Consider the following 24,726-nt stretch of genomic DNA (forward strand, 5'->3'; position numbering starts at 1 on the left):
CCCGATGAAAAGAAGACTACACATATTTATCGTATTATTATTTTTAGGATTTCAATTTTCTAACGCACAAGACCCAAACGTTGTTGGAGGAAAAAGTACGGTTAAAATAGATTTTAAAAAAACCAATATTAAAACTAAAATAACATTTAACGAAGCTAAGAATTTAAGTAATTTTTCTAAAAAAAATAAATTAAACAATAGAAAAGTACAGCCAATTGATCCAGACGATCCCATTGGACCAGATGACCCAATAGACCCTAACTGTTTAACAGACCCCAAAACAGGAAAGTGTGTTGATTTTGATATACCAGGTGACCCTATTACAAACACAAAAGAAGCTGGTAGTACAGCTGGTAGCTTATCCGTTTCTTTAACAGGTGCTGCAAGTTATTCCATTCCTATAATGGTGCCTCCAGGTATAAAAGATGTAGCGCCTAATATTGGGATAAGTTACACGAGCCAAGGTGCAAATGGTTTGGCTGGTTGGGGGTGGAATGTTTCTGGCTTATCTACTATTAGTAGAATACCTGCCACTAAATATTATGATAACAAACACGATGGTATCGATTTTAAAGAGGATCGTTTTTCTCTTGACGGGCAACGTTTAATTATAAAATCGGGCACTTATGGAGCAAGTGGATCTGTGTATCAAACAGAAAATTATTCCAATGTTAAAGTAGTTGCTTATGGAGCTTCTCCTTATGGAAGTACATATGGACCTTCTTACTTTATTGTGTATTATCCTGATGGTACTAGAGCTTGGTATGGAAATTCAGGAAACTCTAGAGGCAGGTTAGAGTGGGCTATTTTTAGGTGGCAAGACCCACAAGGAAATTATGTAGATTATAATTATCAGTCAGATAATGGATTGTTGAGCATTAAAACGATTAAATATGGTGGAAGAATTGGTGGACCTTCGCCCATGAACCAAATTAACTTTACCTATGCCACAAGAGTTAGACCTGAAAATGTATATGTAGGAGAATATAGCTTTAAAAGAACTAATTTATTAAGAAGTATTCAAGTAACAGCAAGTGGTTCTCAATATAGAAAATATGAATTAACCCATAATACCACTTCTTTAGGATACCAACGTTTGGCATCTGTTAAAGAATACAATGCTCAAAACAAAGCTTTAAGACCCATTACTTTTGGTTACGAGAATACATCTTCTTGGATTAAAAAAAGAGTAAAATCTGGAGATTTATACCCAGGTTTTAATTATAAGACAAGTAGTTTAATCGCAGGAGATTATGATGGAGATGGTAGAACAGATGTTATTTTTTATAATAAAAATACAAGAGATAAAATATACTTACATATAAATTTGTATGATAAAATTAGTTTAGGCTACAAAATAAATACAGAACAATTTAGTGATGTTTTTTCAAGTACTATTTTATCTTGGAATAATAAAATCTTAAGACAACAAGCTGTAACCACAGTGAGAGAAACATCTACCTCATCTACATCTTCGACTTCTGCTGTTCGATTTAGAACGTTTGCGCAAGCAGCTTATGGACCTGTTCATCAATATGATAAGGTATGGAATGCTTCAAAATACAGAACCGATAATTATTGTAGTAGTTCTAGTTATTATGCCATTCCTAAAAAATACATTTCAGGAGATTTTAATGGAGATGGTTTAACGGATGTTATTGCCATAGAAAAATCATATACTTCAAGAAACTGTATACAAGGTATTGGTGGAGGAGATTTAATAGAAGCTTTACCAGAATCGGCTAACAAAATCAACACAGAAGAAAAATCAATATCTAAAATAAAACCTATTGATGATTGCGATTGTAGTTCTTATACAACAAATCAATACAATGCAAAGGTTCATTTTATTGACTTAAAAAGAACAGTAACTTCAAATTTCGCTAAAGTTTCTGGTTATTTAAGAAAAGGAATTGGTTCTAAAGATAGAATACTGACTGCTGATCATAATGGAGATGGGAAACAAGATATTTATCATTTTAAAGAAGGGAAGTTATATATATACATTAAATGTTGATAATAATTTGGTGTTACTTCATGAAGAAAGTGATTCAGGAATAAAATTAGACAACCCAATTTTATTGGGAGATTATAATGGAGATGGAAAGACTGATTTTCTAGTGGCAACAGTTAATAAATCTAAAAACTGGAGGTACTTTATCTCTAAAGGGAAAGGCTTTTATAAACAAACAAAAACACTTCCTTTTGCATATTATAAAGATGAATTAATAAGAGGATCTGTTGTTAAAAGTGGAATTTATATATACAACCCTTATTATGAATATCGTTATACAGCGCAAGATGTAAATGGAGATGGTAAAACAGATTTGGTTATGCACAATACAATAGCCCCGTATTCTGCTTATGATAGATCTGTTGAATATATTAGTATTTATAAAAATAATCAAAGTAGTTCAAGTACTACTCCTACATTTTCTTATGAAACTGGGTATACAGATACCAGTGGTCAAGTTGGTAAATTTGGATATCCAATTTTTTTAGAATCTAATCGTACTAACGGTAATTTAGAATATGGCTATATTAGTGTAAACAATATCTATATGTATGAGTTTGCGAAAGACCATAGGAAAGATGCTACTCTTAAGAGCATTACTAATAATGGTATAAAAACAACTATTAATTATGAACGTTTAGGAATACCAGAAAACCAATTAGGAAATCAAGCCTATACATCTGATAATAGCCAAAATTACCCTTATGTTAATATTAATAGGGCTAATTCGTTTCAACTCGTTAAGAAATTAACAGAAGAAGGCGCAGGAATAAAACGTTACCAAGATTTTATGTATCATGGAGCGGTTTCTAATATTAATATTGGTTTCCAAGGGTTTTTAAAAACAAAAAGAAGTAATTGGTATGGTAATGGTGTAGGTACTCTATGGACAATATCGAAACACGATGTTACTAAAAAAGGAGCAGTTACCGAACAATGGGTTTCTACTTCGCAGTATGAAGGTAGTAGTTACATCTCTAAGAATACCAATACGTTTGGTACAAATTTAGCGAGTAATAAGGTGTTTACAAACATTCCTACAAAAGTGGTACAACACAATGCTTTAAATGATGTTACCACGACAAAAACCTTTACCTACGATGCTTATAAAAATTTACTAACCGAAAACACGGTTTATAGTGGAGGTAGCAAAAAAGTTACATATACTTATATTAACAACCCGAATTCTAACAACCAATATTATCATATAGGACGAATTACCAAAAAAGTGGAAACCAATACCATTGGAGGGAATGCTTTTACCACAGAAGAACAATATAGTTACAGTAATAATTTACTCACACAGCAAAAAGTAAAAGGAAATAGAACGGCTTGGAATACGGAGAATTTTACCTATGATACTTTTGGTAATGTTGCTAGAAAAACACTAACTCCGAGTGGTGTAGCTACAAGAACAGAAAATTTTAAATATGACACCAGTGGTCGCTTTTTAATAGAATCTACAGATATCGAAGGCTTAAAAACAACGTTTACATACGATACTTTTGGAAACCCTTTAACAAGTACAAACCCTTTTAACCAAGTTACTACTTTCTCTTATGATGGTTGGAATCGTTTGATTTCTGAAAAAAACTACCTAAATAAAACGACTACCTTTTCTTATACCTATTTAAATGGAGGTGGATTGAGAAAAACTACAAATTATGACCAAGGAACTGACGAAACCGTAGAATATAATGCTTTAGGTTGGGTATTAAAAAGTGGTGCTTTAGGCATTAATAATAAATGGACGTATAAAAGTTTTCAATATGATGTAGCTGGTAGAAAAACGAAAGAGAGTGAGCCTTATTTTACCTCTGCAAGCCAATGGAATACCGTTATTTATGATGCTTATGGTAGGGAGATTACGAAAACTAGTTTTAATGGTTTAGTGGCAAATATAACTTATAACGGTTTGGTTACCACCGTATCTGATGGTACTAAAACCGTAAAAACAACCAAAGATGGTGGAGGCAATATCCTAAAAATGGAAGATCCAGGAGGGGTTATTAATTATACGTATTTTGGTAATGGGGTAATGAAAACAGCGAATTACGGAAGCCATGTAGTAAGTACAGAAATAGATGGTTGGGGGCGAAAAACAAAGTTAACAGACCCTTCTGCAGGCGTTTATACCTATAAATACAATAACTTAGGGGAAATTTTAAAAGAAACCACCCCCAAAGGCACTACAACTTATACTTACGATGCTTTTGGTAAAATAACCACGAAAAAAATAAATGGAGAGGAAACGAATATAAATTTGAATTATACGTATAATTCTTCCACAAAATTGTTAACTTCTATTCAAGGAAATAATGCTCGTACCAATGAAAATTATTCGTATACTTATGTATATGATAGCTATAAAAGGCCTTCTATTACAAAAGAGCAAAATGGCAAAGCTTATTTTGAACATCAAGTAACTAGAGATTCTTATGGGAGGGTAAATGCAGAAACTTATATTGGTAAAAACTTAGGAAATAATGCAAGTAGTACTGTAAAAGTTAGAAATGTATTCGATACAAATTCTGGAATTTTAACTGAGGTACAAGACTATAATGCAGGAACTTCTTTGTGGAAACTAAAAGACGCAAACGAAAGAGGGCAGGCAAAAGAAGTTCTTTTAGGTAATGGAATGGTTAAAAAAAGAACCTATGACCAATTTGGTTTTTTAACCGAGATATTGGACCAAACTTCTGGAAACTCCCCAAAAACAGCCTTGAATTTAGCATATAGTTTTAACACTATTAGAGGAAACCTAAACAGTAGAAAAAACACTAATTTAGGTTGGAGTGAAACTTTTACCTACGATAATTTAGACCGCTTAACAAACATATCTGGTTCCGTAAGTCGCTCGCAAGCTTATGATACCAGAGGGCGTATTACCTCTAACTCCGAGATAGGTAGTTATAAGTACAATTCCAGTAATTTGTATCGTTTACAAAATGTAGATTTAAATACAAAAGGAGATTTACATTACCAAAACCAACCATTACAAGATATAAAATACAATGCCTATAAAAAACCTGTTTCTATTAAGGTTAAAAATAAGGCACAGGTAGATTTTGAATATGGCATTTTACAAAACAGAAGCCATGCTTATTATGGAGGGAATGAGGATAATAAATTAAGCCGTAGGTACCAAAAACACTATTCGGGTATTACTCCTGTAGAAATTGAGGTAGATAAACAAGGAAACACAAAAATTATTACCTATATAGGTGGTGATGCTTATTCTGCCCCTATAGTACACATTAAACAAACAAAAACAGGCGAAACCAGTGGCTTTTACTACTTGCATAGAGATTATTTAAGTAGTATTTTAGCAATTACAGATAGCAATGCAAATGTAATAGAGCAACGCCAATTTGGTGCTTGGGGCGAGGTAGATAAATTTAAAACCGGCAATAGCGAGGTAGCTTTTACAAGCAATACTACCTTATTAAACAGAGGCTATACAGGGCACGAACATTTTATAAGCGTTGGTTTAATACATATGAATGGTCGTATGTACGATGCCAAACTAGGGCGTTTTTTATCGCCAGATAATTATATACAAGAACCGTTTAGTACACAAAGTTTTAATCGATATGGGTATGTTTGGAATAATCCGTTAAAATTTACTGATAAAAGTGGGGAGTTCTTTTTTACAGCTATTTTGGTAGGAGCTTTAATTGGAGCAACAGCAGGAGCAGTTGGTTATATTGTAAATGCAGCCATTACTGGAAATTGGAATTGGGCTAGTTTTGGGCAAGCTATTTTGGGAGGAGCTATTTCTGGAGCAATTGGAGGAGCCATACTTGGGAATGCAGGAATGCTTAAGTCGTTGATAAATGGAGGTGGTTTTTGGGGTAATGTAGCTCTTTCTGCAGCAAGTAGTTTTTTACCTTCCGTAGATGTAAAAATTGGAGATTGGAGTTTTGGATTAAGCCCAGCTTTAGCTTTTGGAAGAGCTACAGGTTTTGGGGCAAATATAAGTGTGAGCTATCAAGATGGAGATTTTACTTTTTCCGCTGGGTATGGAGTAACCTTCTATGGTTCAGCGCACGGTACTGGTCATAAAGGATGGGAATATAGAAAATCTTGGGGAGTAAATTGGGATGATGGTGAACAAGGATTTGGATTGTATAGTACGACCTTTAAAAGCGGAGAAACAAGTCAAAAAGTTGGTGGTTTAAACTATAGAAATGGAGAGTTTGGGTTTAGATATGAAAATGACGGAACTCCTTTCAGCGGTACATTAGGAGATGGTGGTGACAGTCATAGAAGTGCTGCTGTTCAGTTTAGATATAAAAATTTTACAGCAGGATTTAATTTATTTACAGGTAAAAGAGAATATGTTGAGGGAGAAGATTCTCCTCCACAAGTAGGTTCTAATCAAGTTGGTAAATACGGTAGGAGATATCCTAATGGCTTTGTTAAGGAGGTTGGTAATCCATATAGACTTGGAGCTTTATATGTAGGCTATAAAGGATATAGACTTGGCACAAACTCTGAACATGTAAGGCATGCAATACAAGATCAAGCAATACATAATCTTAGAATTCCAGGGGTTATCGATAAGAGACAGCCTGGATTTATGAATCAAAGTTGGAATTGGGGAGGTTATTTTCAATATCAATCACATAATCCTTACACTTTATGGTAAAAAAAGTAATATTAATATTTTGTTTTTTAGGTATTTATGGTTGTTTTACAAAAATTCACCATAAGGAATACTTAATAAAATATAACTCTGTCAAAGATCAGAAACTACCACTTAATATAAATGGTTTTTATTATACTACTTACAAGTGGAAAGGAGTGAAGAGAATAAAGGTATTTATACTTTATGAAAATGGATTTCTAGTAAATGCAGGAGATTATGACGGTGTTTCTAATTACTTTTGTAGTGACAAAAAGTTTATAAATGATAATAGTTATGATAAGGCTATAGAAAACTTCAAATTTCGTTTAGATTTTTTAAAGAACAGCAATAATTTAAAAAAGTTAAAATCTTGTGGATTTGATGAAAAGGACATATATAATAAAGGATTATATAAAATAGATAGTAAAGGAGAAATTAAAATTCAATATTATAATTTAGAGAGAGAAAAAGAAGATAAAGATTCCTTCAATTCTTATTTTCTTTACGAATTAAGTGGAAAAATTTTAAATAAAAATGAATTTAAAATAACTAAGCAAAAAAACTATAGAAAAAATAAGATTGATAATAAAGAAATACATTTTTATTTTATTCCAGATAACAATAAACCAGAGATTAAGAATTATTGGATAAAAAATAACTGATAGTATTAGGTAGATATTGTTTTGCGATAATTTTGATTATATCATCTTGTAAATCAGTAGATCTGTTAAATTTGAGTAATTTATCAAATATAAAAGTCCCTAAGGACATTAATTTCTATAAGAAATACGATGAAATATTGAATGTTCAATTACCAAGTAATATCGATTTAACATCTTTATATGAATATGCTTATCAAATTGATTATAAAAACAAGAAATTTTTCAACACTAGAAAAAATAATAAATCTGCTTTTAAGTTTTATAAAAAAGGGAGAGTTAATCTTTTCTACTACGATGAGAATAAAAAAAAGAATTTTGACTCAAATAAATATGGCTATAGAGGAATTTGTTATAAAGAAAAGAATAATTTTAAATTGATGTTAGTTGTTCCTGTAACAGAAAATCGAAAGCAAGGTTATTACCAGTGCCAATTTTATAATCCTTATACATTATGGTAAGAATACCCAAAATAGTAAGAACATTCAAATTAGTGATAATGATTTTATTACTAGTGAAATGTACCGTTATAAAGAAAAAAGATATTGTCTTGAACAACAAAAATATAACAACATCAATAGGACTAAGTATAGATGGTGTGTTTTTTGGAGTTGATAAAAAAGGCTATATTAGTTCATTTGTCCTTTATGAAAATGGATGTTATTTGATTGGAATAAACTCCGATTTAAGTCTTGGCAATTATACAAAATTGTTTTATGAAAAAGATAAAAATTTTGATAGCTTAGGATCTAATAAATTTGGGAATAATTGGTCAAGATTAAAAAAATGGGATACCTTTTCAAGGTCATGGGGAAAGTATAAAATTATTAATGACACATTAGTTGCATACAGTGAAGGAAAAGCAGGATTTTCAAAAATATTAAATTATGCTAATTATTACAAGATAATAAATAAGAATAAACTAACTCATTTTAAAACTGAAATTGATGGCAGCGAAAGATTTGTAAGAAATCAATTATATGAACTAAAGAGAATAAAAAGACCAACTCTTATTTGCAAATAAAACTTTTTTCTATTGGAGAGATAAATATAGACTTGGTTCAGTATTACTAGGTTATAAAGGGCATCAAGTAGGTTATCATAATGAAGCAATAAGAGGGGCAATTCAAAATAGGTTTGTACATCATAAAATTACTGATGATTCTGGGTGGTTTAGAGAACTTCCTGGTCGTTTTCCATCTCACTCTTATTTTCAATACCAATCATATAATCCTTATACACTATAGTAATTCGAATTACAATTATTTTCACTGTTCTCTTTTTATTAATTTCTTGTAAAATGAAAAATTTGTATCAAAAAGATATAAGAATAAAAAAACAAGATAGAAAATTTAAACAAAATACGATTTGATGGATATTATTACAAACTAAAAAAGGATAGATATGATTCTGAAAAGGAAATAATTACTTCAGTTTTTTTACAAAAAAAGGGCTAAGAGTTGGTTCGTTTTCTATCAGTTTTGTGAATTTTAAAGAGTTTGAAAAATTTCTTTTGTCTGATGACTTTAACTTAATGTTGAGAAATAATAAATACCTTATTCAACCTTTTTTAATTGAGGATGATAAAATAATTTCTCAATCAATTATAGGAGGAAACACTTTTGAAAAGCATATATCAACGACTATAATTCGAATAGAATCTTTAGATAAGTTAAAAGAGGTAAAACACTATTATTTAGGTGTTTATAGTAGAAATGAAGAATATATTTTTAAAGAATTTAAAAATATTTATAAAGTTAAAGAGAAAATAAATATGTAATAATATTCCAATAGTTTTATTAAAGATATTGGTAAGCTTTATACGCTGGAAATGTTGATGGTAAAAATAATTTTGTTTTAGGTATTGGCGGTTTTGTGGGCGTAGGTGCTAGCGCAACGTTTATTGATGCTAATTTAAATTTGGTGCTACAGATCACTTTTATGACAATGGAAGGTATCTTAAAAAATAAATTATGATAAAAAAATTTAAGTATATCGCTTTGATTTTTATGTTTCTTCAATGTAAAAAAGAAGAAAAGGGTATTTCAATTACTTATGAAATGTATTTAAATATAGATGTTAAACATAGTTTAAATAAAAGAGGAATAGTATATCTAAACGATAAGTATTCTCTTTCTAGCGGATGCAAATTAATTTATAAAGATTCTTTTCCAAAATGGATTAAAGAACATGGTAATCCAATATATCTATCAAAAAGCGCAAAATTTTATCCTGCTATCAGACATATAAGTGCTCCATATCATCTATTAAAGAAAAGCAACAGTTTATTATTTAAAATAATTAAAAATAATGACACACTAAAATTTAAGTTGTTGAAAAATGAAAAATAAAATATTACTATTTCTACTTACTATTATGCTTTTTTCATGTAACTCAGAAAATAATAATATTGTAGAACCACAAGAACAACCATTTACAGTAGAGTTGGTTGCTAGTAACACAAACGTACCTATAAACGGAATAACTACTTTTAAAAAAAATAGTATATTTAACAAACGTTCTTTAACATAAAAGCAACGCCAATTTGGTGCTATTGGTGGTGTGTTTGCTAAAGCAATAGGTAATGCTGTAAAAGGGCTCAAAGGTATTCTTAAAGTAGGTGTACAAGCTGTAGCCCATGGGCATTTAGGTGGAATGATGTCTTTGGCTATGGGTGGTGACTATTTTAGTGGCTTTGCTGCTGGTGCTGTTGGTTCTGCGATTGGGCATTATGCTTTAAAAGGTCTAGAACGTGTAGGTGCTAACAACTTTTGGAAAGCCGCTGGTACCATTACAGCAGGTTCTCTTTCTGGTGGTATTGGCAGTGTTATCGCTGGTGGTAAGTTTTGGGATGGCTTTAGAAATGGGGCGATTAGTACTTCTTTAAATCATGTGATGCATATGATTCAAGAAAAGATACATCATTATTTTGAAAAAAAGAAAGATGCTTTTAACTATGCTCAAGAGAAATCTATTTTACTTGATATGGGAGATGGATATGTTTTGGAGAGAGAAGTTTCTGGATTTGCTTTAGAAAATGGTGATTATATTGTATTAGACCCTTCAGATAATACCAGAACAGAATCTAAAAACCCTATAACAATTAAAAATGGCGAAAGTTATGTGAAATTTGAAGGAGAGTTTTATAAGATAAAATCACAATTTCATACTCATCCTTCTGGCATGAAATATGCACCTGGTAGAATAGGTGTTAGTAAAAATGACTTAAGTTTAATGTTTAATAGATTTAAAGGAGCGTCTATGTCGATTCTATATAGAGGTAATGAATGGATTTTAAGTGCTGGTAATCAGTTTAATAAATATGGATTTAATTATTCGTTAAAAAATAATGGAACATGGTAAAAAAAGTAGTAATATTATTCTTATTTCTTCTATTTTATAATAGTAGTATAGCACAACAAAAAGACTTATGGTGGCTGCAAACTTCTGAAAATAAAAAATATGAGAAGAGTTATAAATATGTGTTTTGTGATGTTTCCGATGGTATATTAAAAGAGCAAATCATCGAATTTATTAAAAAATATATAATTAATACAAATAAGAAAAAAGAGGAAATTGCAATTGAATTTTCATCAATTTTTTCAGAAAAAAAGGATGAAAAAAAATATAGAATCACATATATTTCTGATTATTATAATTTCATACCCTATTTTAAGGTTAATCAAATAGCTAAAGTAAGTGGAAAAATAATTTTTATTCGAGACAAAAATTTAAATGATTTTAGAATTAAAAAGGAAGTGTTATTTGGTTTACTTAGGAAAAGGCATCCTAAAATTACAAGAAGAAATAATATTTCCTATTCAAAAGACAGTACTTTTACAGAAAATTGGACTACAGAGCATGAAATACCTAATTACATTTTAACAATTAAAAATAATAAACTAATAAAAAAGGAAATAACATGTGAATAATATTGTAATAAAGTATTGATGTTATCTTTAATTTTTTTCTTGTAGCTCTAATAATGAATAATCCGTTAAAATTTACAGATAAAAGTGGGGAGTTTATTTTTGCTGTTTTAGGGGCTGTTTTATATGGAGCAATAGTAGGCGCAGCAGTGTCTGCTGTTGTATATACTGCTTCCGCTTTAATAACAGGAAATTGGTCTTGGAGTGCCTTTGGTACTTCTCTTTTATATGGAGCTATTGGGGGAGCAATTTCAGGGGGGGGGGGTGAGTGCTGCAGGATCCTTACTTTCCTCATCGGCTATTACTAGTGGAGGAACGGGTGCCTTTTGGCAAAGCACTACCTTTAATATGCTTTCTGAATTTGCATCACAAGCAGGAGCGAGCTTGAGTATGGGAGATAATATCACTTTAGGAACTGTTGTGGGGTCTATTGCAGGTGGATTAGTTGGTGGAAAATTACCTAAATGGAAAGGTGTTAAAGGAGGATGGTTGAAAAATACTCTTGGAGAAATTGGATTCAACTCTGCTAGAGGAGCTATTAGAGGTTCTGCAACAGGAGGTGTTGGAGCATTAATTGATGGAGGTAATATAGGTAAAGGAATAGCCAATGGTGCCAAAAATGGTGCCATTGGAGGAGGAGCACAATCAATTGCAATGATTGCTGCTTTTGGAGCTACTTATAAACCAAGTGCGAAAAAATTAGAATATGTAAACAGAATGGCTAAAGCAACTGGTATTTCTGCTAAAAGCGTTAATTGGAGAAAAGGAGGTATTTATCAAGGAATAATGTCTTTATTGGATAATAAAAGAGAGGTAACGTGGGGTAATAATGTAGCTACTTTTAACAAAACAGATGCTGATGTCTTTGGGCATGAATTTGGTCATATTATTCAGGTTAGAGACCAAGGATGGGCTATATTTCAAGCAAAAGGAATTTATGAACAACTAATTCTTGGTAGTAGTTCGTATGGAAAATTTGAAACTAACGAATATGGCGCCGAAAAGTATTTACATACAAATGGAGGCTGTTCTATGAGAGGTTATTGTCCAGTACATTAAAAATCAGATAGATTATGAGAAAAATACTATTATTGATAATAATATCACTTATATTAATGGGATGCCCACCAGCTCATTTCTATAAGTATAAACCAGTTAATAGAGCTACTGAAGTAGAAGGTTTTTATTTAATAGCTTTTAGCGATAATTATTTTAAGATTAGAGTGGGATATTTAAATTCATTTATAAAGAAAAAAGAGAGAAAAGTAGTAGTGATAATTAATCCAAATAATTCTAATGTTTCAAAAACTGATTTCACAATTAAATCTATCAAATTAGGAAAATTAAATTATATAAAGACTGAAAGAAGTTTACTTTTTTATGAAAAAGAAATGCCTTACAGAAGAGAAGCAAAAAATCTAAATTTCATTGAAGGAGATACTATTAAAATTCTAATGAAAAAAAACAAAATGGTAAAACATTTTAAATTTTATTATGGTAAGCATTAAAATATAAAAGAGATGTTACATGGGGTAATAATGTTTCAACTTTTTCAGATACAAGCGCAAGAACTATGGGACATGAATTTGGTCATATAATCCAAGTAAGTCAATTAGGATGGGCTAGATTTCAATCAAGAGGGATATATGAGCAATTTATAAATAGTTTTTCTCTGTATATTGATCCTTATACAACTAAAGGTTATCTAGAATATCAGGCAGATGAGTACTTGTGTTTATATGGAAATAAGTGCAATTAGAAAATTAAGATATGAGGTATATAAAATTTTTAATATTAATTTCATTGATATTTCAATCATGTTTAATGTTAGGGCCTCCTAATTATTACTCATATAAAGCAATAAAAAGAAAGAAAGAAAGAAAAAAAATAATTATTGAAAACCTAGGTTTGGGTGTAAAATATACACCTAATGGAAGGTTTATTGGGATGTCTCAAACTGTTTATTTAATAAATTATGATAATGAAAGAAAGGAAATAAATAATTATGACTTTAAAATCGAATCTAATTTAATAAACTATGATACTATATTAATTAGAAATTTTGATTCCATTCATATTAAGGGGCTAAAGCAAAAAAAAACTTATTATAGAAATCAATCAATCAATGTCCAAGCTAAAGATACCCTTAAGTTAATTATTGATTATTTTAACAAAAAGAAGATAACAAAAAAAAATGAAGATTATTTTAAAAGTAAATGGACAAATGACACAATAGAATCAATAATATTTATTAATAATGAAATTTATAATTTTAAAATGGTTTCTTCTAATGAAAAATAAATTAAAAAGAATATGAAAATTAGAACAATACTATTTCTACTTACTATTATATTTTTTTCGTGTAGTTCAGAAAACGACAATAATACTGTAGAGCCACAAGAAGAACCATTTACAGTATATTTACAATATAGTTGGTTTCTAGTAACACAAAGATACCTATAAACGGAATAACTACTTTTAAAAAAAATAGTATATTTAACAAACGTTCTTTAACATAAAAGCAACGCCAATTTGGTGCTTGGGGCGAGGTAGATAAATTTAAAACCGGCAATAGCGAGGTAGCTTTTACAAGCAATACTACCTTATTAAACAGAGGCTATACAGGGCACGAACATTTTATAAGCGTTGGTTTAATACATATGAATGGTCGTATGTACGATGCCAAACTAGGGCGTTTTTTATCGCCAGATAATTATATACAAGAGCCGTTTAGTACGCAAAGTTTTAATCGATATGGGTATGTTTGGAATAATCCGTTGAAATTTACTGATAAAAGTGGGGAGTTCTTTTGGGTAGCGGTTGCAATAGGAGCATTAATTAATGTAGCTACCAATGGAATTATAAATGTAATAGAAGGAAGACCTTTCTTTCAAGGAGCAGGTTTGGCTGCTTTAACTGGCGCTATTGGTGGTGTGTTTGCTAAAGCAATAGGTAATGCTGTAAAAGGGCTCAAAGGTATTCTTAAAGTAGGTGTACAAGCTGTAGCTCATGGGCATTTAGGTGGAATGATGTCTTTGGCTATGGGTGGTGACTATTTTAGTGGCTTTGCTGCTGGTGCTGTTGGTTCTGCGATTGGGCATTATGCTTTAAAAGGTCTAGAACGTGTAGGTGCTAACAACTTTTGGAAAGCCGCAGGTACCATTACAGCAGGTTCTCTTTCTGGTGGTATTGGCAGTGTTATCGCTGGTGGTAAGTTTTGGGATGGCTTTAGAAATGGGGCGATTAGTACTTCTTTAAATCATGTGGTGCATATAATACAGAATAAAATAGAAAAAGTAAATTTACAAAAATCTAAAAATAAGATTAAAGAGATATTCAAAGCATTCAAACAAGCAAATCAGAATAAAGAACTTTCTAATTTATTTGACATTATTGAACCCAATGATTATGCTGATGGTATTTATAATGAGTTCTCTGAAGAGATAAACCTTGATGGACATAAGTTCAAATTAAGAGTAAAAGGTTATGATGTTAATGATTTTACTAAGAATAAAAATTATTATAAAGTTTTTAAAGCAGGTTTCGGTTATTTAGATAGGTTTTCCAGTTTTAAACCATCACCTCAATATAATTCAGGATATTATCGAGGGTTTTATTTAACTGGAAATGAAAGAAACTATTTAATTACTATAGGAGCAAAAACAACAGCAGGTTATAATTATTTAAAAAAGATATACAATGAACTATAAAATTAAAGCACTCGTTTTCTTAACATTTTTTTTGTTATTTAATAGTTGTAGTTGCGGAAAAGCGCATCAGTTTACAGGGGGAAGATGGACATTCATAAAAAATGATAAACAAAATATTAATTATTCTGAAATTGAGTTTAGTGATAAAATAATTAATATCTATTCAGAATATTATGGAAAAATAGGACCTTTTAAATATAAAGTTTTAGAGAATAATTTAATATTTAACAACCAAGAATTCAATATTAATTTAGTGAATAATCAATATTTAATTCTAGAGAATAATTCTGCTAAATATTATATGTATAAAATACCATTTAAAAAGGGTAGCATTGAAAAAAATCAATTAAATCCTTTTTATATTAGAAGATGTTATTTTTTAATACATTTAAATTTTATTAAAGTTAAAGATGCAATTGAATATATTAGTAAATTGAGAGAAATTCCTAAAGATTCTATTTTGGAGGAGGAAATTATACTGAATAATTAAAAACTTACACAATTAAGCGCTTCTAACTTTTGGAAAGCCGCAGGTACGATTACAGCAGGTTCTCTTTCTGGTGGTATTGGCAGTGTTATCGCTGGTGGTAAGTTTTGGGATGGCTTTAGAAATGGGGCGATTAGTACTTCTTTAAATCATGTGATGCATATGATTCAAGAAAGTGCAAAATCTAAAAAGATTGTAAAAAATGCTAAAAAATATGATAAATCAAAAAAATGGAGTTATGAAGCGGAAAAAGATAATTTTAAATCTAATACTAATAAATGTAATAAGTTTGTTTATGATATTTTAACTGAATCTGGGGCTTCTCCAGGGCTTCCAAATGGTAATCCGATTAAGAAATTTTTCGGTTATGGTTCACCTCCAACAGCTTCCCAATGGGCTGATCCTAATTACGATATACCTGGTTGGGATGTAGTATCAAGCCCTAAAGCTGGAGATGTAGTTGCAGTAAGTGCTAATTTTTCAGATGCAACCGGTCATGTTGGTATAATGATTAGTGGAACCCAATCAATTGGAGCTAGTCATTATACAGTAAGGATTACTAATTTTGGAACAAGTTCTTATAATCTTTCTGAATATCCTGGAAATAATGGATATGTTTATAGAAGATATGTAGGTAATTAAAAATAAAAAAATGAAAAAAATTATAACGCTAATTATATTAATTATTTTAATAGTCATACTTATCAAAATGAAAAATATTTATAAAGTAAATAGAGAATACGCAATATTCAATGAATTTGGTAAAGAGATACCTTCAAAAATCATAAAAAAGAAAAATGATAATTATGTTGTTATTTTTTCAATTGATAAATTACTACCTTATAGTGCTTTAGTAATATCTCCGAAAAATAAGTTGATAGGAATTCCTAATGGAGGAAGTGAAAGATATTTTAACTTGACTAAAAATTATATTTATGATAAATGGACTAATGATAATTCATTTACAATTATATACATAGATGGGAAAGAACCATTTAAATTTAATCAATATAATGAATATCCAAATAAAGAACCTATTGTTAAGAATATTAATTTTTTAGATACAAAAGTGAGTTTTGATTCTTTTGATAAGCTAAAAGAGTATGGAAAAAAAGTGGTGTTAAAAAAGATTCAATAAATTGTATATTAATAAAATTAATTCATGAAAAACATAATAATAAATCTATTAACTATTATGCTTTTTTCGTGTAGTTCAGAAGATAATAATATTGTAGAGCCACAAGAAGAACCATTAGCAATAAAGTTAGTAGCTACAAACACAAACGTAAATATAACAAGGTAGCTATTCTAAAAATAAAATAGTATTTTTAACAAACGTTCTTTAACATAAGCAACGCCAATTTGGTGCTTGGGGCGAGGTAGATAAATTTAAAACCGGCAATAGCGAGGTAGATTTTACAAGCAGTATTACCTTATTAAACGGAGGCTATACAGGGCACGAACATTTTATAAGCGTTGGTTTAATACATATGAATGGTCGTATGTACGATGCCAAACTAGGGCGTTTTTTATCGCCAGATAATTATATACAAGAACCGTTTAGTACACAAAGTTTTAATCGATATGGGTATGTTTGGAATAATCCGTTAAAATTTACAGATATTACTGGAGAATGGTTTGGAATAGATGATTTAGTTGCAGGAATAATTGGAGGAGTCATAAATTTGGTTTCAAATGCTATTCAAGGCAATATTCATAGTTGGGGAGATGGATTAGCGGCTTTTGGGGCGGGAGCAGCAGCAGGTACTTTGTCGCTATATGGACCAGCTGGTTGGGCCGCTGGAGGAGCGATAGTTGGAGGTACAAATGCATGGTTAGGTGGAGCAAAAGGTTGGGATATACTCAAAAGTGCAGGTGTGGGTGCGATATCTGGTTTAGCTGGAGGAGTTGCAGGACAATGGGCGGCAGAAGGATTAGGAAATGTTGTTATTAATGGTTTAAATATTGCAAGCCCAGTAGTTAAAGGTATTGTTGGAGGAGCAATTGGGGGAGCCGCTGGTGGATATGTTGGCGGATTTGCTGGTGGATATTTAATGACAGGTAATTTAAGTTTGGCAAACAAAGCAGGATTAAGTGGATTGGCAATGGGAGCTTCTATTGGAGGTGTTGCTGGAGGTGTAGGTGCTTATAAATGGGCTATCGACAATAAAATTGATCCTTGGAGTGGTCAAAAAATTAATGGCCACCACTCTTTTCCTAAATTTATGGGAGGAGACTCGAATCAGAAGTTGACAAACATAGGAGAAGAATCACACAAACAATTACATAGGGATATGAATAACTTTCTAAAAAACCAAACCGATGGTTTTGGAAATCATATGAGACCTCAAAGAGGTAATTCAGGAAAAATAATTCAGCGAAACTTTGATACACAAATAAGAGTAAATAAACTTAAAACATTTTATAATCAGAATTGGTATAAATACCCACGATCAACATTCGACTTTTATAAAAATACGAACCAATTTAACTTACAATGGAAAATTTTCAGGAAATAATTGGAAAAGCTTTAGATGGATTAGACAATGATACACACATGTATCCTAATAGAGATTTCCCTAACAAATGCATTCAATGTTCTACTCCTTTAAATAAAGGTATAAACCCTCAATATAAATTAAAGAAAAAACAATACGATTTATCACATACTTATGATGGTTATACTATAGTTTCAGAAAGGTTTAAACAATTTTGTTTAAAAAATAATTTTAAAGGATTAGTTTTTAGCCCTTTACCTAATGATAAAAATTTTTACGTATTTAGATCTAATAATATTTTTGAAATAGACCCTATTAGAAGAAAAGTTAAATTTGATAGATATTGTGATAAATGCAAAAGATTTACTTCTGTTGCAGGAGGCACACCTGCATTTTCAAAATATTCAGATAAAAAACTTAAAAACACAATATACAGGTCTGATATAGAATTTGGTGGTATTTATGAATTAAGTCCTTTTTTGATAATTTCACTCGAAGTTTTTGAGTTAATAAGAAAAGAAAAATTTAAAGGAATTTATTTTGGTAAAAATAGTATTATTTATCTATAGTTTAGAAAGGAAAATTACTACTGATAAACCTAAATTAACAGGAGAATCTAATAGTAGTAATAAATGGCCGTATGTACGATGCCAAACTAGGGCGTTTTTTATCGCCTGATAATTATATACAAGAACCATTTAGTACGCAAAGTTTTAATAGATATGGGTATGTTTGGAATAATCCGTTGAAATTTACTGATAAAAGTGGAGAATTAAGTCTTAAAGGATTTTTAGATTTTGTTTATAAGGCTTTTAAAATTATTGTTTCTGCTGCAGCTGTAGCATTAATTACGATAGCAGCTATTGAAACAGGTGGATTTATTACAACTCTATTTGGTACAGATAGTATTTTAGGAACTTTTGTAGGCTTTATTTCAAGTTTAACAACTTTTTCGACTCTGCTTTATGTTGGTATAAAAGTTGAAGAATTTATTGATAATAACGTTCATGATTTTATGAATTCTTTACCAGATCCAAATTCAAATAATCAAAACACTAATTTAAATAAAAGTTTTAATGGCTATAATTACTTTATGAACAATAAAAAACCGAATATTAAAAAATCAACAAAGCAAAATTATATTAAAAACCTTTCTTTAATAGTTAATAATTTTAAAAATAAAAAAAATGAATAGATATTTTTATTGCTTTCTCATTTTCGGAATTTTAGCATGCAAATCACAAAAGATAAATCAAGATCATAACTTTAAATTGATAGATAGTGTATATGTATTTAACGAAAAAGAGAGAATACCTAAAGATTCAAAAAAATTAAAGCAGGTAAAATTAGGTTACGATGTTTTTTCTATAGGGTTCGATTATTTTTCAACTAAAAATAAAAGTTTTGAGGTCAGTAGATAATTTCATATATTGTAGTCAATAAAATAAGGGAATTATGGATGTTTTTCAAGGAAGAAACCTTTTAGAGTTTACTGAACGCTTCAAAACAGATGATTGTTGTAAAGAATATTTAGCAACTATTAAGTGGAAAGATGAATTCAAATGCATAAAGTGTAGTAACAAAACGAGTCAAATTCGCAAGAATTTTGCACGTACTTGTAATAAATGTAGCCATACAGAAACAGCTTCTGCCAACACTTTATTTCACAAAGTAAAGTTTGGTTTACGTAAAGCTTTTTTTATCTGTTTTGAGATGTCAACCACTACAAAAAGTTTATCAGCAAGTTATATGGGAGTTCGTTTTGGAATCACGGAAAAAACGGCTCGTTTATTTATGCATAAAGTAAGAGAAGCTATGAAATCTAGCGAAAATCATCCAATGAAAGGTAATGTTCATATCGATGAATTTGTAGTTGGTGGTTATGAAAAAGGAAAACCTGGAAGAAGTTATGATAGTAAAAAGAAAAAGGTCGTAACTGCAGTAGAATTAACTGATAAAGGAAAAATAAAAAGAATGTATGCCTTGAAAATAGATAATTTTTCAGCCAAAGAATTAGAGAAAATATTTACCAAACATATTGATGAAAATGCAACAATAACAACTGATTTATGGAAAGGGTATCGTCCTTTATCTAAAGAATATAAGATTACACAAATAGAGAGTGATAATGGTAAAAATTTTATGGCTTTACACACAATGATACATCAAGTAAAATCTTGGATTAGAACAACGTATTCTTGTGTAAGTGACTTTAATATAAATAGGTATTTAGATGAATTTTGTTATCGTTTAAATAGATCTCAAAGCAAGATAAATATCTTTGATAATTTAATTCAAAGAATGGTCAAATCTGATAAAATGTATCAAAACAAAATGATATGTTCTTAACTACTGACCTCAATAAAAGTTTTTACTCATTACTAAAATCTTTAAAGAAAGAAGCTTTAAAATATGGTGGAAATATAGTTAAGATAAAAAAACAAAGTCATCTCGAAAGTAATAAGCTTTTTGGTGGAACTAGGCACCGAATAAAAGCAGATATCTTTTATTCTAAACACGTAAGTAAACCAAAAGATAAAATTATAACTGATAAAACAACATTATATATTTATAGATATAGAGGTGGTTTTTTAGTAAATTACAATTTATATTTAAACGACTCCCTTATCTGTGAAATTAATAGTAATATCAAGAAAACTATATACCTAAAGAAAAAGGGGGAATATTTTTTAAGAAATAATAAAAGTGATGAAAAAGAAATAATAACATTACATAAAGGTCAGAAAATATATGTTAGATGTAGCAGTGGAAAACCTTTCATTCAAATAATGGAAAATAAAAAAGGAAAATTAGAATTTGATAATTTTACAACAAATTAGAAATAAAAAAGGAAAATTAAATTAGAATAATACTATTTCTACTTACTATTATGCTTTTTTTGTGTAGCTCAGAAGATAGCAATATTGTAGAGCCCAAGAAGAACCATTTACAGTAGAGTTGGTTTCTTGTAACACAAAGATACCTATAAACGGAATAGCTACTTTTAAAAAAAATAGTATATTTAACAAACGTTCTTTAACATAAAAGCAACGCCAATTTGGTGCTTGGGGCGATGTAGATAAATTTAAAACCGGCAATAGCGAGGTAGCTTTTACAAGCAATACTACCTTATTAAACAGAGGCTATACAGGGCACGAACATTTTATAAGTGTTGGTTTAATACATATGAATGGTCGTATGTACGATGCCAAACTAGGGCGTTTTTTATCGCCTGATAATTATATACAAGAACCATTTAGTACGCAAAGTTTTAATAGATATGGGTATGTTTGGAATAATCCGTTAAAATTTACTGATAAAAGTGGGGAGTTTATAGTAGCGGCATTAATTGGGGCATTAATTAGTGTAGCTACCAATGGAATTATAAATGTAATAGAGGGAAGACCTTTCTTTCAAGGGGCAGGTTTGGCTGCTTTAACTGGCGCTATTGGTGGTGTGTTTGCTAAAGCAATAGGTAATGCTGTAAAAGGGCTCAAAGGTATTCTTAAAGTAGGTGTACAAGCTGTAGCTCATGGGCATTTAGGTGGAATGATGTCTTTGGCTATGGGTGGTGACTATTTTAGTGGCTTTGCTGCTGGTGCTGTTGGTTCTGCGATTGGGCATTATGCTTTAAAAGGTCTAGAACGTGTAGGTGCTAACAACTTTTGGAAAGCCGCAGGTACCATTACAGCAGGTTCTCTTTCTGGTGGTATTGGCAGTGTTATCGCTGGTGGTAAGTTTTGGGATGGCTTTAGAAATGGGGCGATTAGTACTTCTTTAAATCATGTGATGCATATGGTTAAAAATGCTGTTCAAAAAGCAAAAAGATTGGTTGTTGGAATATATGGAGCTGGAGGCGAAGGAAGTGGTGATGGCAGTACTTTAAAAAAATATGTTGAAAATAAAGGGGGTAAGATGTTTGAATTTTACGAAGAAGGTAAGGCTTTAGATTATGTAAAAAATAATCACAATGGTAAAAGCATAGAAATTTATGGTTATAGTCGAGGAGGAAATGTAGCTATTAGTATCGTCAACAGCTTAGGTAACGCTGGAATTTATGTCAGTAGATTAGTTACTTTTGATCCACATCATTTATGGAGTGGTACTTTTAAGTTAAAACATAGGGTTGGCAAAGTTCTTAATTTTTATCAAAGAAACCCGAGAACTGGTGGAATATTAGGTTGGTGGGGTAAGAATCCATAATTGGGGTAGCCCAATTAAAGGAGGAGGAGCTTATAATGTAAATTATACTGGATTAAAAAATGTAACGCATTTAAACATTATTAGGTTCAGTTTAAGTGATCCACTTTATAATTCTTATAATAGTTTTTAATTATGAAATATAAAAATATAGTAATAGTATTTATTTTACTAAGCATTTGTTTTATGTCATGTGTATCTAAAAAAGGAGCAATAGAAGTAAAAATTCAAGCTATAGAGGCTACTAACAATCAACCTAGGAAAAACTTAAGAGTTGAGGTTTTAAAGGTGAAAAACCCTCTATTTTCAATGAGAAGCTTTATTTTGATTCATACACTAAGAACTGATGATAAAGGCATTATTAGTTTTAAAACCAATGAAAAAGGAAATTATAGTATTCGTTTTTACAGAGATACAAGACCTGCTGTTCCTTTTTATTGGATTGATACTTTAAATGTGAAAGATTTAAAAGAAGATAAGTTTTTTAGGTTAAGTTGGTGAAAAATATTTTTTGAGTTATATAATAGGGAAGTTTTAATTATCTTATAGTCGAGATACTAACAGGTGTAAAATTTTGTTTATCAGTAATTTAAAACATAACCATGTATTGTGAATTTCGAGCAGAATTTAAATTTATATTAAAAAAGCTCAAGTTTTAAAACTAGAGCTTTATATATTTATAATTATTTAATTACCAATATTCTGAAGCAATCAATATTAAGAAATTGCAACTATTTCTTATCCTTTAAAGTTTATTTTACGCATTCGTAAACTTTCTGGAGTAACTTCTAAATACTCGTCTTCTTTAATATATTCCATATTTTCTTCCAAAGAAAAATCTACTTTTGGTGCAATTTTCATAGCATCGTCTGTACCAGATTTACGCATATTTGTTAATTGTTTTCCTTTAATTAAGTTTACAGCTAAGTCTGAGTCCTTACTATTTTCTCCAATTACTTGACCAATATAAATTTCTTGATTGATATCTATAAAGAAACGACCTCTATCTTGTAAACGGTTTAATGCGTACGCAGTTGCTTTACCAGCTGCAGAAGAAACAATTGCTCCTTTTACATCTTCTGTAAAGTCTCCTTTGTAAGGTCCGTATTCAGAAAAACGATGGTTTATAATTGCTGTACCAGCTGTTGCTGTTAAAATTCTGTTTCTTAAACCAATTAATCCACGAGAAGGAATCGAAAATTCTAAATGCTGTAAATCTCCTTTTGGCTCCATAATTAGTAAATCTCCTTTTCTAAGAGAAACTAAATTAATTGCTTTAGAAGCTGCTTCTTCAGGAACATCGATAGACAATGTTTCCATTGGCTCGTGTTTCTTACCATCGATTTCTTTTAAAATTACTTGTGGTCTTCCCACTTGTAATTCATATCCTTCTCTACGCATTGTTTCGATTAATACAGATAAGTGTAGCACTCCACGTCCAAAAACGTTAAATTTATCTTCAGAATCTGTAGTTTCTACCCTTAATGCTAAGTTTTTCTCTAATTCTTTAAACAGCCTGTCTCTTAAGTGACGAGATGTTACGTATTTACCTTCTTTACCAAAAAATGGAGAGTTATTAATTGTAAATAACATACTCATGGTAGGTTGGTCGATCTCTGTTCTTGGTAATGCTTCTGGATTTTCTAAATCTGCAATTGTATCTCCAATTTCGAAACCTTCTACACCAGTAATTGCACAAATATCTCCACAAGGAACTTTGTTTACTTGAGCTTTACCCATTCCTTCGAATACGTGTAATTCTTTAATTCTAACTTTTTTGGTAGAACCATCTGCCTTACATAACATGTAATCTTTACCTGCTTCTAAATCTCCTCTAAACACTCGTCCAATAGCAATTCTTCCTGTAAAAGAAGAAAAATCTAAAGAAGTAATTTGCATTTGTGGTGTTCCTTCGTTGTATTTTGTTGCTGGAATCGATTCGATAACAGCATCTAATAATGGAACGATGTTATCTGTTTCGTTTTTCCAATCTGTAGACATCCAATTATTCTTTGCAGAACCATAAATAGTTGTAAAATCTAATTGTTCTTCAGTTGCTTCTAAAGCGAACATTAAATCAAATACTTTTTCGTGAACGATATCTGGTGTACAGTTTTCTTTATCTACTTTGTTAACAACCACAATTGGTGTTAAACCTAATTCTAAAGCTTTACCTAATACAAAACGAGTTTGTGGCATTGGCCCTTCGAATGCATCTACTAATAACAAAACACCATCTGCCATTTTTAATACTCGTTCTACTTCTCCACCAAAATCGGCGTGACCAGGAGTATCTATAACATTAATTTTTGTGTTTTTATAGGTAACAGAAACGTTTTTAGAGAGAATTGTAATTCCTCTTTCACGCTCTAAATCGTTATTATCTAACAATAAATCTGTACGTTCTTTACGTTCGTCTAAAACTTTTGCTTGGTCTATTATTTTATCTACCAAAGTTGTTTTTCCGTGATCTACGTGAGCAATAATTGCGATGTTTCTAATTTCGTGCATTTGTACTTTCTTAAATTTCGTGCAAAAGTAGTTGTTTCTAAATAATTTAAACGATTTCTACCAATTTATTTTTTTATTGTAATTTTTG

At 30.4% G+C, this 24,726-nt stretch carries 27 protein-coding genes and 1 pseudogene; 27 read left to right on the forward strand and 1 reads right to left on the reverse strand.

Annotated elements, in window-relative coordinates:
* The first annotated feature begins 4 nt into the window (after positions 1–4).
* The 27 genes and pseudogenes from J3359_RS03390 (at position 5) to J3359_RS03520 (ending at position 22,628) form a co-directional block, all read left to right on the forward strand.
* Positions 5–2,017: a SpvB/TcaC N-terminal domain-containing protein gene (locus tag J3359_RS03390; protein WP_208079347.1), complete on the forward strand. Its 2,013-nt coding sequence runs from the start codon at positions 5–7 to the stop codon at positions 2,015–2,017.
* Positions 1,956–6,665, forward strand: coding sequence for a polymorphic toxin type 23 domain-containing protein (locus tag J3359_RS03395; RefSeq protein ID WP_208079348.1), 4,710 nt, complete (start codon positions 1,956–1,958; stop codon positions 6,663–6,665). The genes J3359_RS03390 and J3359_RS03395 overlap by 62 nt, the downstream gene beginning before the upstream one ends.
* Positions 6,659–7,306 carry a hypothetical protein gene (locus J3359_RS03400; RefSeq protein WP_208079349.1) on the forward strand — a complete coding sequence of 216 codons (648 nt, stop codon included), beginning with the start codon at positions 6,659–6,661 and terminating at the stop codon, positions 7,304–7,306. Before J3359_RS03395 ends, J3359_RS03400 begins: the two co-directional genes overlap by 7 nt.
* Before the next feature lie 71 nt (positions 7,307–7,377).
* Positions 7,378–7,764: a hypothetical protein gene (locus J3359_RS03405; protein ID WP_208079350.1), complete on the forward strand. Its 387-nt coding sequence runs from the start codon at positions 7,378–7,380 to the stop codon at positions 7,762–7,764.
* 38 nt (positions 7,765–7,802) lie between these two features.
* Positions 7,803–8,327 (forward strand): hypothetical protein, encoded by a 525-nt coding sequence (locus J3359_RS03410; protein ID WP_208079351.1) that lies wholly within the window; start codon positions 7,803–7,805, stop codon positions 8,325–8,327.
* A 489-nt stretch (positions 8,328–8,816) separates the two neighbouring features.
* The gene (locus tag J3359_RS03415; protein ID WP_208079352.1) at positions 8,817–9,083 is read left to right on the forward strand and encodes a hypothetical protein; all 267 of its coding nucleotides are present in this window, start codon (positions 8,817–8,819) and stop codon (positions 9,081–9,083) included.
* Positions 9,084–9,276: 193 nt separating this feature from the next.
* A complete protein-coding gene (locus J3359_RS03420) occupies positions 9,277–9,654 on the forward strand; it encodes a hypothetical protein (RefSeq protein WP_208079353.1) in 378 nt (125 codons plus the stop codon).
* Positions 9,644–9,835: a hypothetical protein gene (locus J3359_RS03425; protein ID WP_208079354.1), complete on the forward strand. Its 192-nt coding sequence runs from the start codon at positions 9,644–9,646 to the stop codon at positions 9,833–9,835. Before J3359_RS03420 ends, J3359_RS03425 begins: the two co-directional genes overlap by 11 nt.
* A 30-nt stretch (positions 9,836–9,865) precedes the next feature.
* Positions 9,866–10,666, forward strand: coding sequence for a hypothetical protein (locus J3359_RS03430; RefSeq protein WP_208079355.1), 801 nt, complete (start codon positions 9,866–9,868; stop codon positions 10,664–10,666).
* The gene (locus J3359_RS03435) at positions 10,660–11,235 is read left to right on the forward strand and encodes a hypothetical protein (protein WP_208079356.1); all 576 of its coding nucleotides are present in this window, start codon (positions 10,660–10,662) and stop codon (positions 11,233–11,235) included. The genes J3359_RS03430 and J3359_RS03435 overlap by 7 nt, the downstream gene beginning before the upstream one ends.
* Positions 11,236–11,288: 53 nt before the next feature.
* On the forward strand, positions 11,289–11,540 hold the full coding sequence (locus J3359_RS03440) for a hypothetical protein (protein ID WP_208079357.1): 252 nt from the start codon (positions 11,289–11,291) through the stop codon (positions 11,538–11,540).
* Between the two features lie 40 nt (positions 11,541–11,580).
* A complete protein-coding gene (locus J3359_RS03445; protein WP_208079358.1) occupies positions 11,581–12,291 on the forward strand; it encodes a hypothetical protein in 711 nt (236 codons plus the stop codon).
* Between the two features lie 14 nt (positions 12,292–12,305).
* The gene (locus tag J3359_RS03450) at positions 12,306–12,740 is read left to right on the forward strand and encodes a hypothetical protein (RefSeq protein ID WP_208079359.1); all 435 of its coding nucleotides are present in this window, start codon (positions 12,306–12,308) and stop codon (positions 12,738–12,740) included.
* A gap of 316 nt (positions 12,741–13,056) precedes the next feature.
* Positions 13,057–13,533: a hypothetical protein gene (locus tag J3359_RS03455; RefSeq protein ID WP_208079360.1), complete on the forward strand. Its 477-nt coding sequence runs from the start codon at positions 13,057–13,059 to the stop codon at positions 13,531–13,533.
* A gap of 12 nt (positions 13,534–13,545) precedes the next feature.
* Positions 13,546–13,695, forward strand: a complete 150-nt coding sequence (locus J3359_RS03460; RefSeq protein WP_208079361.1) for a hypothetical protein — start codon at positions 13,546–13,548, stop codon at positions 13,693–13,695.
* Between the two features lie 173 nt (positions 13,696–13,868).
* Positions 13,869–14,942 (forward strand): annotated as a pseudogene (locus J3359_RS03465) (RHS repeat domain-containing protein); the annotation flags it as partial.
* The gene (locus tag J3359_RS03470) at positions 14,932–15,432 is read left to right on the forward strand and encodes a hypothetical protein (RefSeq protein ID WP_208079362.1); all 501 of its coding nucleotides are present in this window, start codon (positions 14,932–14,934) and stop codon (positions 15,430–15,432) included. The pseudogene J3359_RS03465 and the gene J3359_RS03470, both read left to right, overlap by 11 nt.
* 159 nt (positions 15,433–15,591) lie before the next feature.
* Positions 15,592–16,071 carry a CHAP domain-containing protein gene (locus J3359_RS03475; RefSeq protein WP_208079363.1) on the forward strand — a complete coding sequence of 160 codons (480 nt, stop codon included), beginning with the start codon at positions 15,592–15,594 and terminating at the stop codon, positions 16,069–16,071.
* 10 nt (positions 16,072–16,081) lie between these two features.
* A complete protein-coding gene (locus tag J3359_RS03480; protein ID WP_208079364.1) occupies positions 16,082–16,567 on the forward strand; it encodes a hypothetical protein in 486 nt (161 codons plus the stop codon).
* A gap of 24 nt (positions 16,568–16,591) precedes the next feature.
* Entirely contained in the window at positions 16,592–16,732 is a 141-nt protein-coding gene (locus J3359_RS03485) for a hypothetical protein (protein WP_208079365.1), read from the forward strand.
* A gap of 187 nt (positions 16,733–16,919) precedes the next feature.
* Entirely contained in the window at positions 16,920–17,948 is a 1,029-nt protein-coding gene (locus tag J3359_RS03490) for an RHS repeat domain-containing protein (protein ID WP_243765977.1), read from the forward strand.
* Positions 17,927–18,496: a hypothetical protein gene (locus J3359_RS03495; RefSeq protein WP_208079366.1), complete on the forward strand. Its 570-nt coding sequence runs from the start codon at positions 17,927–17,929 to the stop codon at positions 18,494–18,496. The genes J3359_RS03490 and J3359_RS03495 overlap by 22 nt, the downstream gene beginning before the upstream one ends.
* Positions 18,497–18,567: 71 nt before the next feature.
* Positions 18,568–19,122 carry an RHS repeat domain-containing protein gene (locus tag J3359_RS03500; protein WP_208079367.1) on the forward strand — a complete coding sequence of 185 codons (555 nt, stop codon included), beginning with the start codon at positions 18,568–18,570 and terminating at the stop codon, positions 19,120–19,122.
* 260 nt (positions 19,123–19,382) lie between these two features.
* The gene (locus tag J3359_RS03505) at positions 19,383–20,276 is read left to right on the forward strand and encodes an IS1595 family transposase (protein WP_208078826.1); all 894 of its coding nucleotides are present in this window, start codon (positions 19,383–19,385) and stop codon (positions 20,274–20,276) included.
* Complete coding sequence (locus J3359_RS03510; RefSeq protein WP_208079368.1) at positions 20,267–20,767, forward strand: hypothetical protein; 501 nt, start codon at positions 20,267–20,269, stop codon at positions 20,765–20,767. Before J3359_RS03505 ends, J3359_RS03510 begins: the two co-directional genes overlap by 10 nt.
* Positions 20,768–21,113: 346 nt before the next feature.
* On the forward strand, positions 21,114–22,130 hold the full coding sequence (locus J3359_RS03515; RefSeq protein ID WP_243765978.1) for an RHS repeat-associated core domain-containing protein: 1,017 nt from the start codon (positions 21,114–21,116) through the stop codon (positions 22,128–22,130).
* A gap of 183 nt (positions 22,131–22,313) precedes the next feature.
* Complete coding sequence (locus J3359_RS03520; protein ID WP_243765979.1) at positions 22,314–22,628, forward strand: hypothetical protein; 315 nt, start codon at positions 22,314–22,316, stop codon at positions 22,626–22,628.
* 237 nt (positions 22,629–22,865) lie between these two features.
* On the opposite strand, the gene typA is transcribed toward J3359_RS03520, so the two are convergent.
* Positions 22,866–24,638 (reverse strand): translational GTPase TypA, encoded by a 1,773-nt coding sequence (gene typA, locus J3359_RS03525; RefSeq protein WP_208079370.1) that lies wholly within the window; start codon positions 24,636–24,638, stop codon positions 22,866–22,868.
* Positions 24,639–24,726: the final 88 nt, after the last annotated feature.

Origin of the sequence: Polaribacter cellanae (genome assembly GCF_017569185.1) — a bacterium.
GTDB lineage: Bacteria > Bacteroidota > Bacteroidia > Flavobacteriales > Flavobacteriaceae > Polaribacter > Polaribacter cellanae.

Excerpts from the sequence above, each read along its gene's own strand:
- J3359_RS03485 (WP_208079365.1), top strand. The coding sequence starts at position 16,592 with ATGAAAAACATAATAATAAATCTATTAACTATTATGCTTTTTTCGTGT.
- typA (WP_208079370.1), bottom strand. The coding sequence starts at position 24,638 with ATGCACGAAATTAGAAACATCGCAATTATTGCTCACGTAGATCACGGA.
- J3359_RS03500 (WP_208079367.1), top strand. The coding sequence starts at position 18,568 with ATGTACGATGCCAAACTAGGGCGTTTTTTATCGCCTGATAATTATATA.
- J3359_RS03470 (WP_208079362.1), top strand. The coding sequence starts at position 14,932 with ATGAACTATAAAATTAAAGCACTCGTTTTCTTAACATTTTTTTTGTTA.
- J3359_RS03515 (WP_243765978.1), top strand. The coding sequence starts at position 21,114 with ATGAATGGTCGTATGTACGATGCCAAACTAGGGCGTTTTTTATCGCCT.
- J3359_RS03490 (WP_243765977.1), top strand. The coding sequence starts at position 16,920 with ATGAATGGTCGTATGTACGATGCCAAACTAGGGCGTTTTTTATCGCCA.
- J3359_RS03445 (WP_208079358.1), top strand. The coding sequence starts at position 11,581 with ATGCTTTCTGAATTTGCATCACAAGCAGGAGCGAGCTTGAGTATGGGA.
- J3359_RS03410 (WP_208079351.1), top strand. The coding sequence starts at position 7,803 with ATGATTTTATTACTAGTGAAATGTACCGTTATAAAGAAAAAAGATATT.
- J3359_RS03455 (WP_208079360.1), top strand. The coding sequence starts at position 13,057 with ATGTTAGGGCCTCCTAATTATTACTCATATAAAGCAATAAAAAGAAAG.
- J3359_RS03475 (WP_208079363.1), top strand. The coding sequence starts at position 15,592 with ATGATTCAAGAAAGTGCAAAATCTAAAAAGATTGTAAAAAATGCTAAA.
- J3359_RS03395 (WP_208079348.1), top strand. The coding sequence starts at position 1,956 with ATGGGAAACAAGATATTTATCATTTTAAAGAAGGGAAGTTATATATAT.
- J3359_RS03420 (WP_208079353.1), top strand. The coding sequence starts at position 9,277 with ATGATAAAAAAATTTAAGTATATCGCTTTGATTTTTATGTTTCTTCAA.
- J3359_RS03390 (WP_208079347.1), top strand. The coding sequence starts at position 5 with ATGAAAAGAAGACTACACATATTTATCGTATTATTATTTTTAGGATTT.
- J3359_RS03505 (WP_208078826.1), top strand. The coding sequence starts at position 19,383 with ATGGATGTTTTTCAAGGAAGAAACCTTTTAGAGTTTACTGAACGCTTC.
- J3359_RS03495 (WP_208079366.1), top strand. The coding sequence starts at position 17,927 with ATGGAAAATTTTCAGGAAATAATTGGAAAAGCTTTAGATGGATTAGAC.
- J3359_RS03440 (WP_208079357.1), top strand. The coding sequence starts at position 11,289 with ATGAATAATCCGTTAAAATTTACAGATAAAAGTGGGGAGTTTATTTTT.
- J3359_RS03435 (WP_208079356.1), top strand. The coding sequence starts at position 10,660 with ATGGTAAAAAAAGTAGTAATATTATTCTTATTTCTTCTATTTTATAAT.
- J3359_RS03510 (WP_208079368.1), top strand. The coding sequence starts at position 20,267 with ATGTTCTTAACTACTGACCTCAATAAAAGTTTTTACTCATTACTAAAA.
- J3359_RS03460 (WP_208079361.1), top strand. The coding sequence starts at position 13,546 with ATGAAAATTAGAACAATACTATTTCTACTTACTATTATATTTTTTTCG.
- J3359_RS03480 (WP_208079364.1), top strand. The coding sequence starts at position 16,082 with ATGAAAAAAATTATAACGCTAATTATATTAATTATTTTAATAGTCATA.
- J3359_RS03450 (WP_208079359.1), top strand. The coding sequence starts at position 12,306 with ATGAGAAAAATACTATTATTGATAATAATATCACTTATATTAATGGGA.
- J3359_RS03520 (WP_243765979.1), top strand. The coding sequence starts at position 22,314 with ATGTCATGTGTATCTAAAAAAGGAGCAATAGAAGTAAAAATTCAAGCT.
- J3359_RS03425 (WP_208079354.1), top strand. The coding sequence starts at position 9,644 with ATGAAAAATAAAATATTACTATTTCTACTTACTATTATGCTTTTTTCA.
- J3359_RS03400 (WP_208079349.1), top strand. The coding sequence starts at position 6,659 with ATGGTAAAAAAAGTAATATTAATATTTTGTTTTTTAGGTATTTATGGT.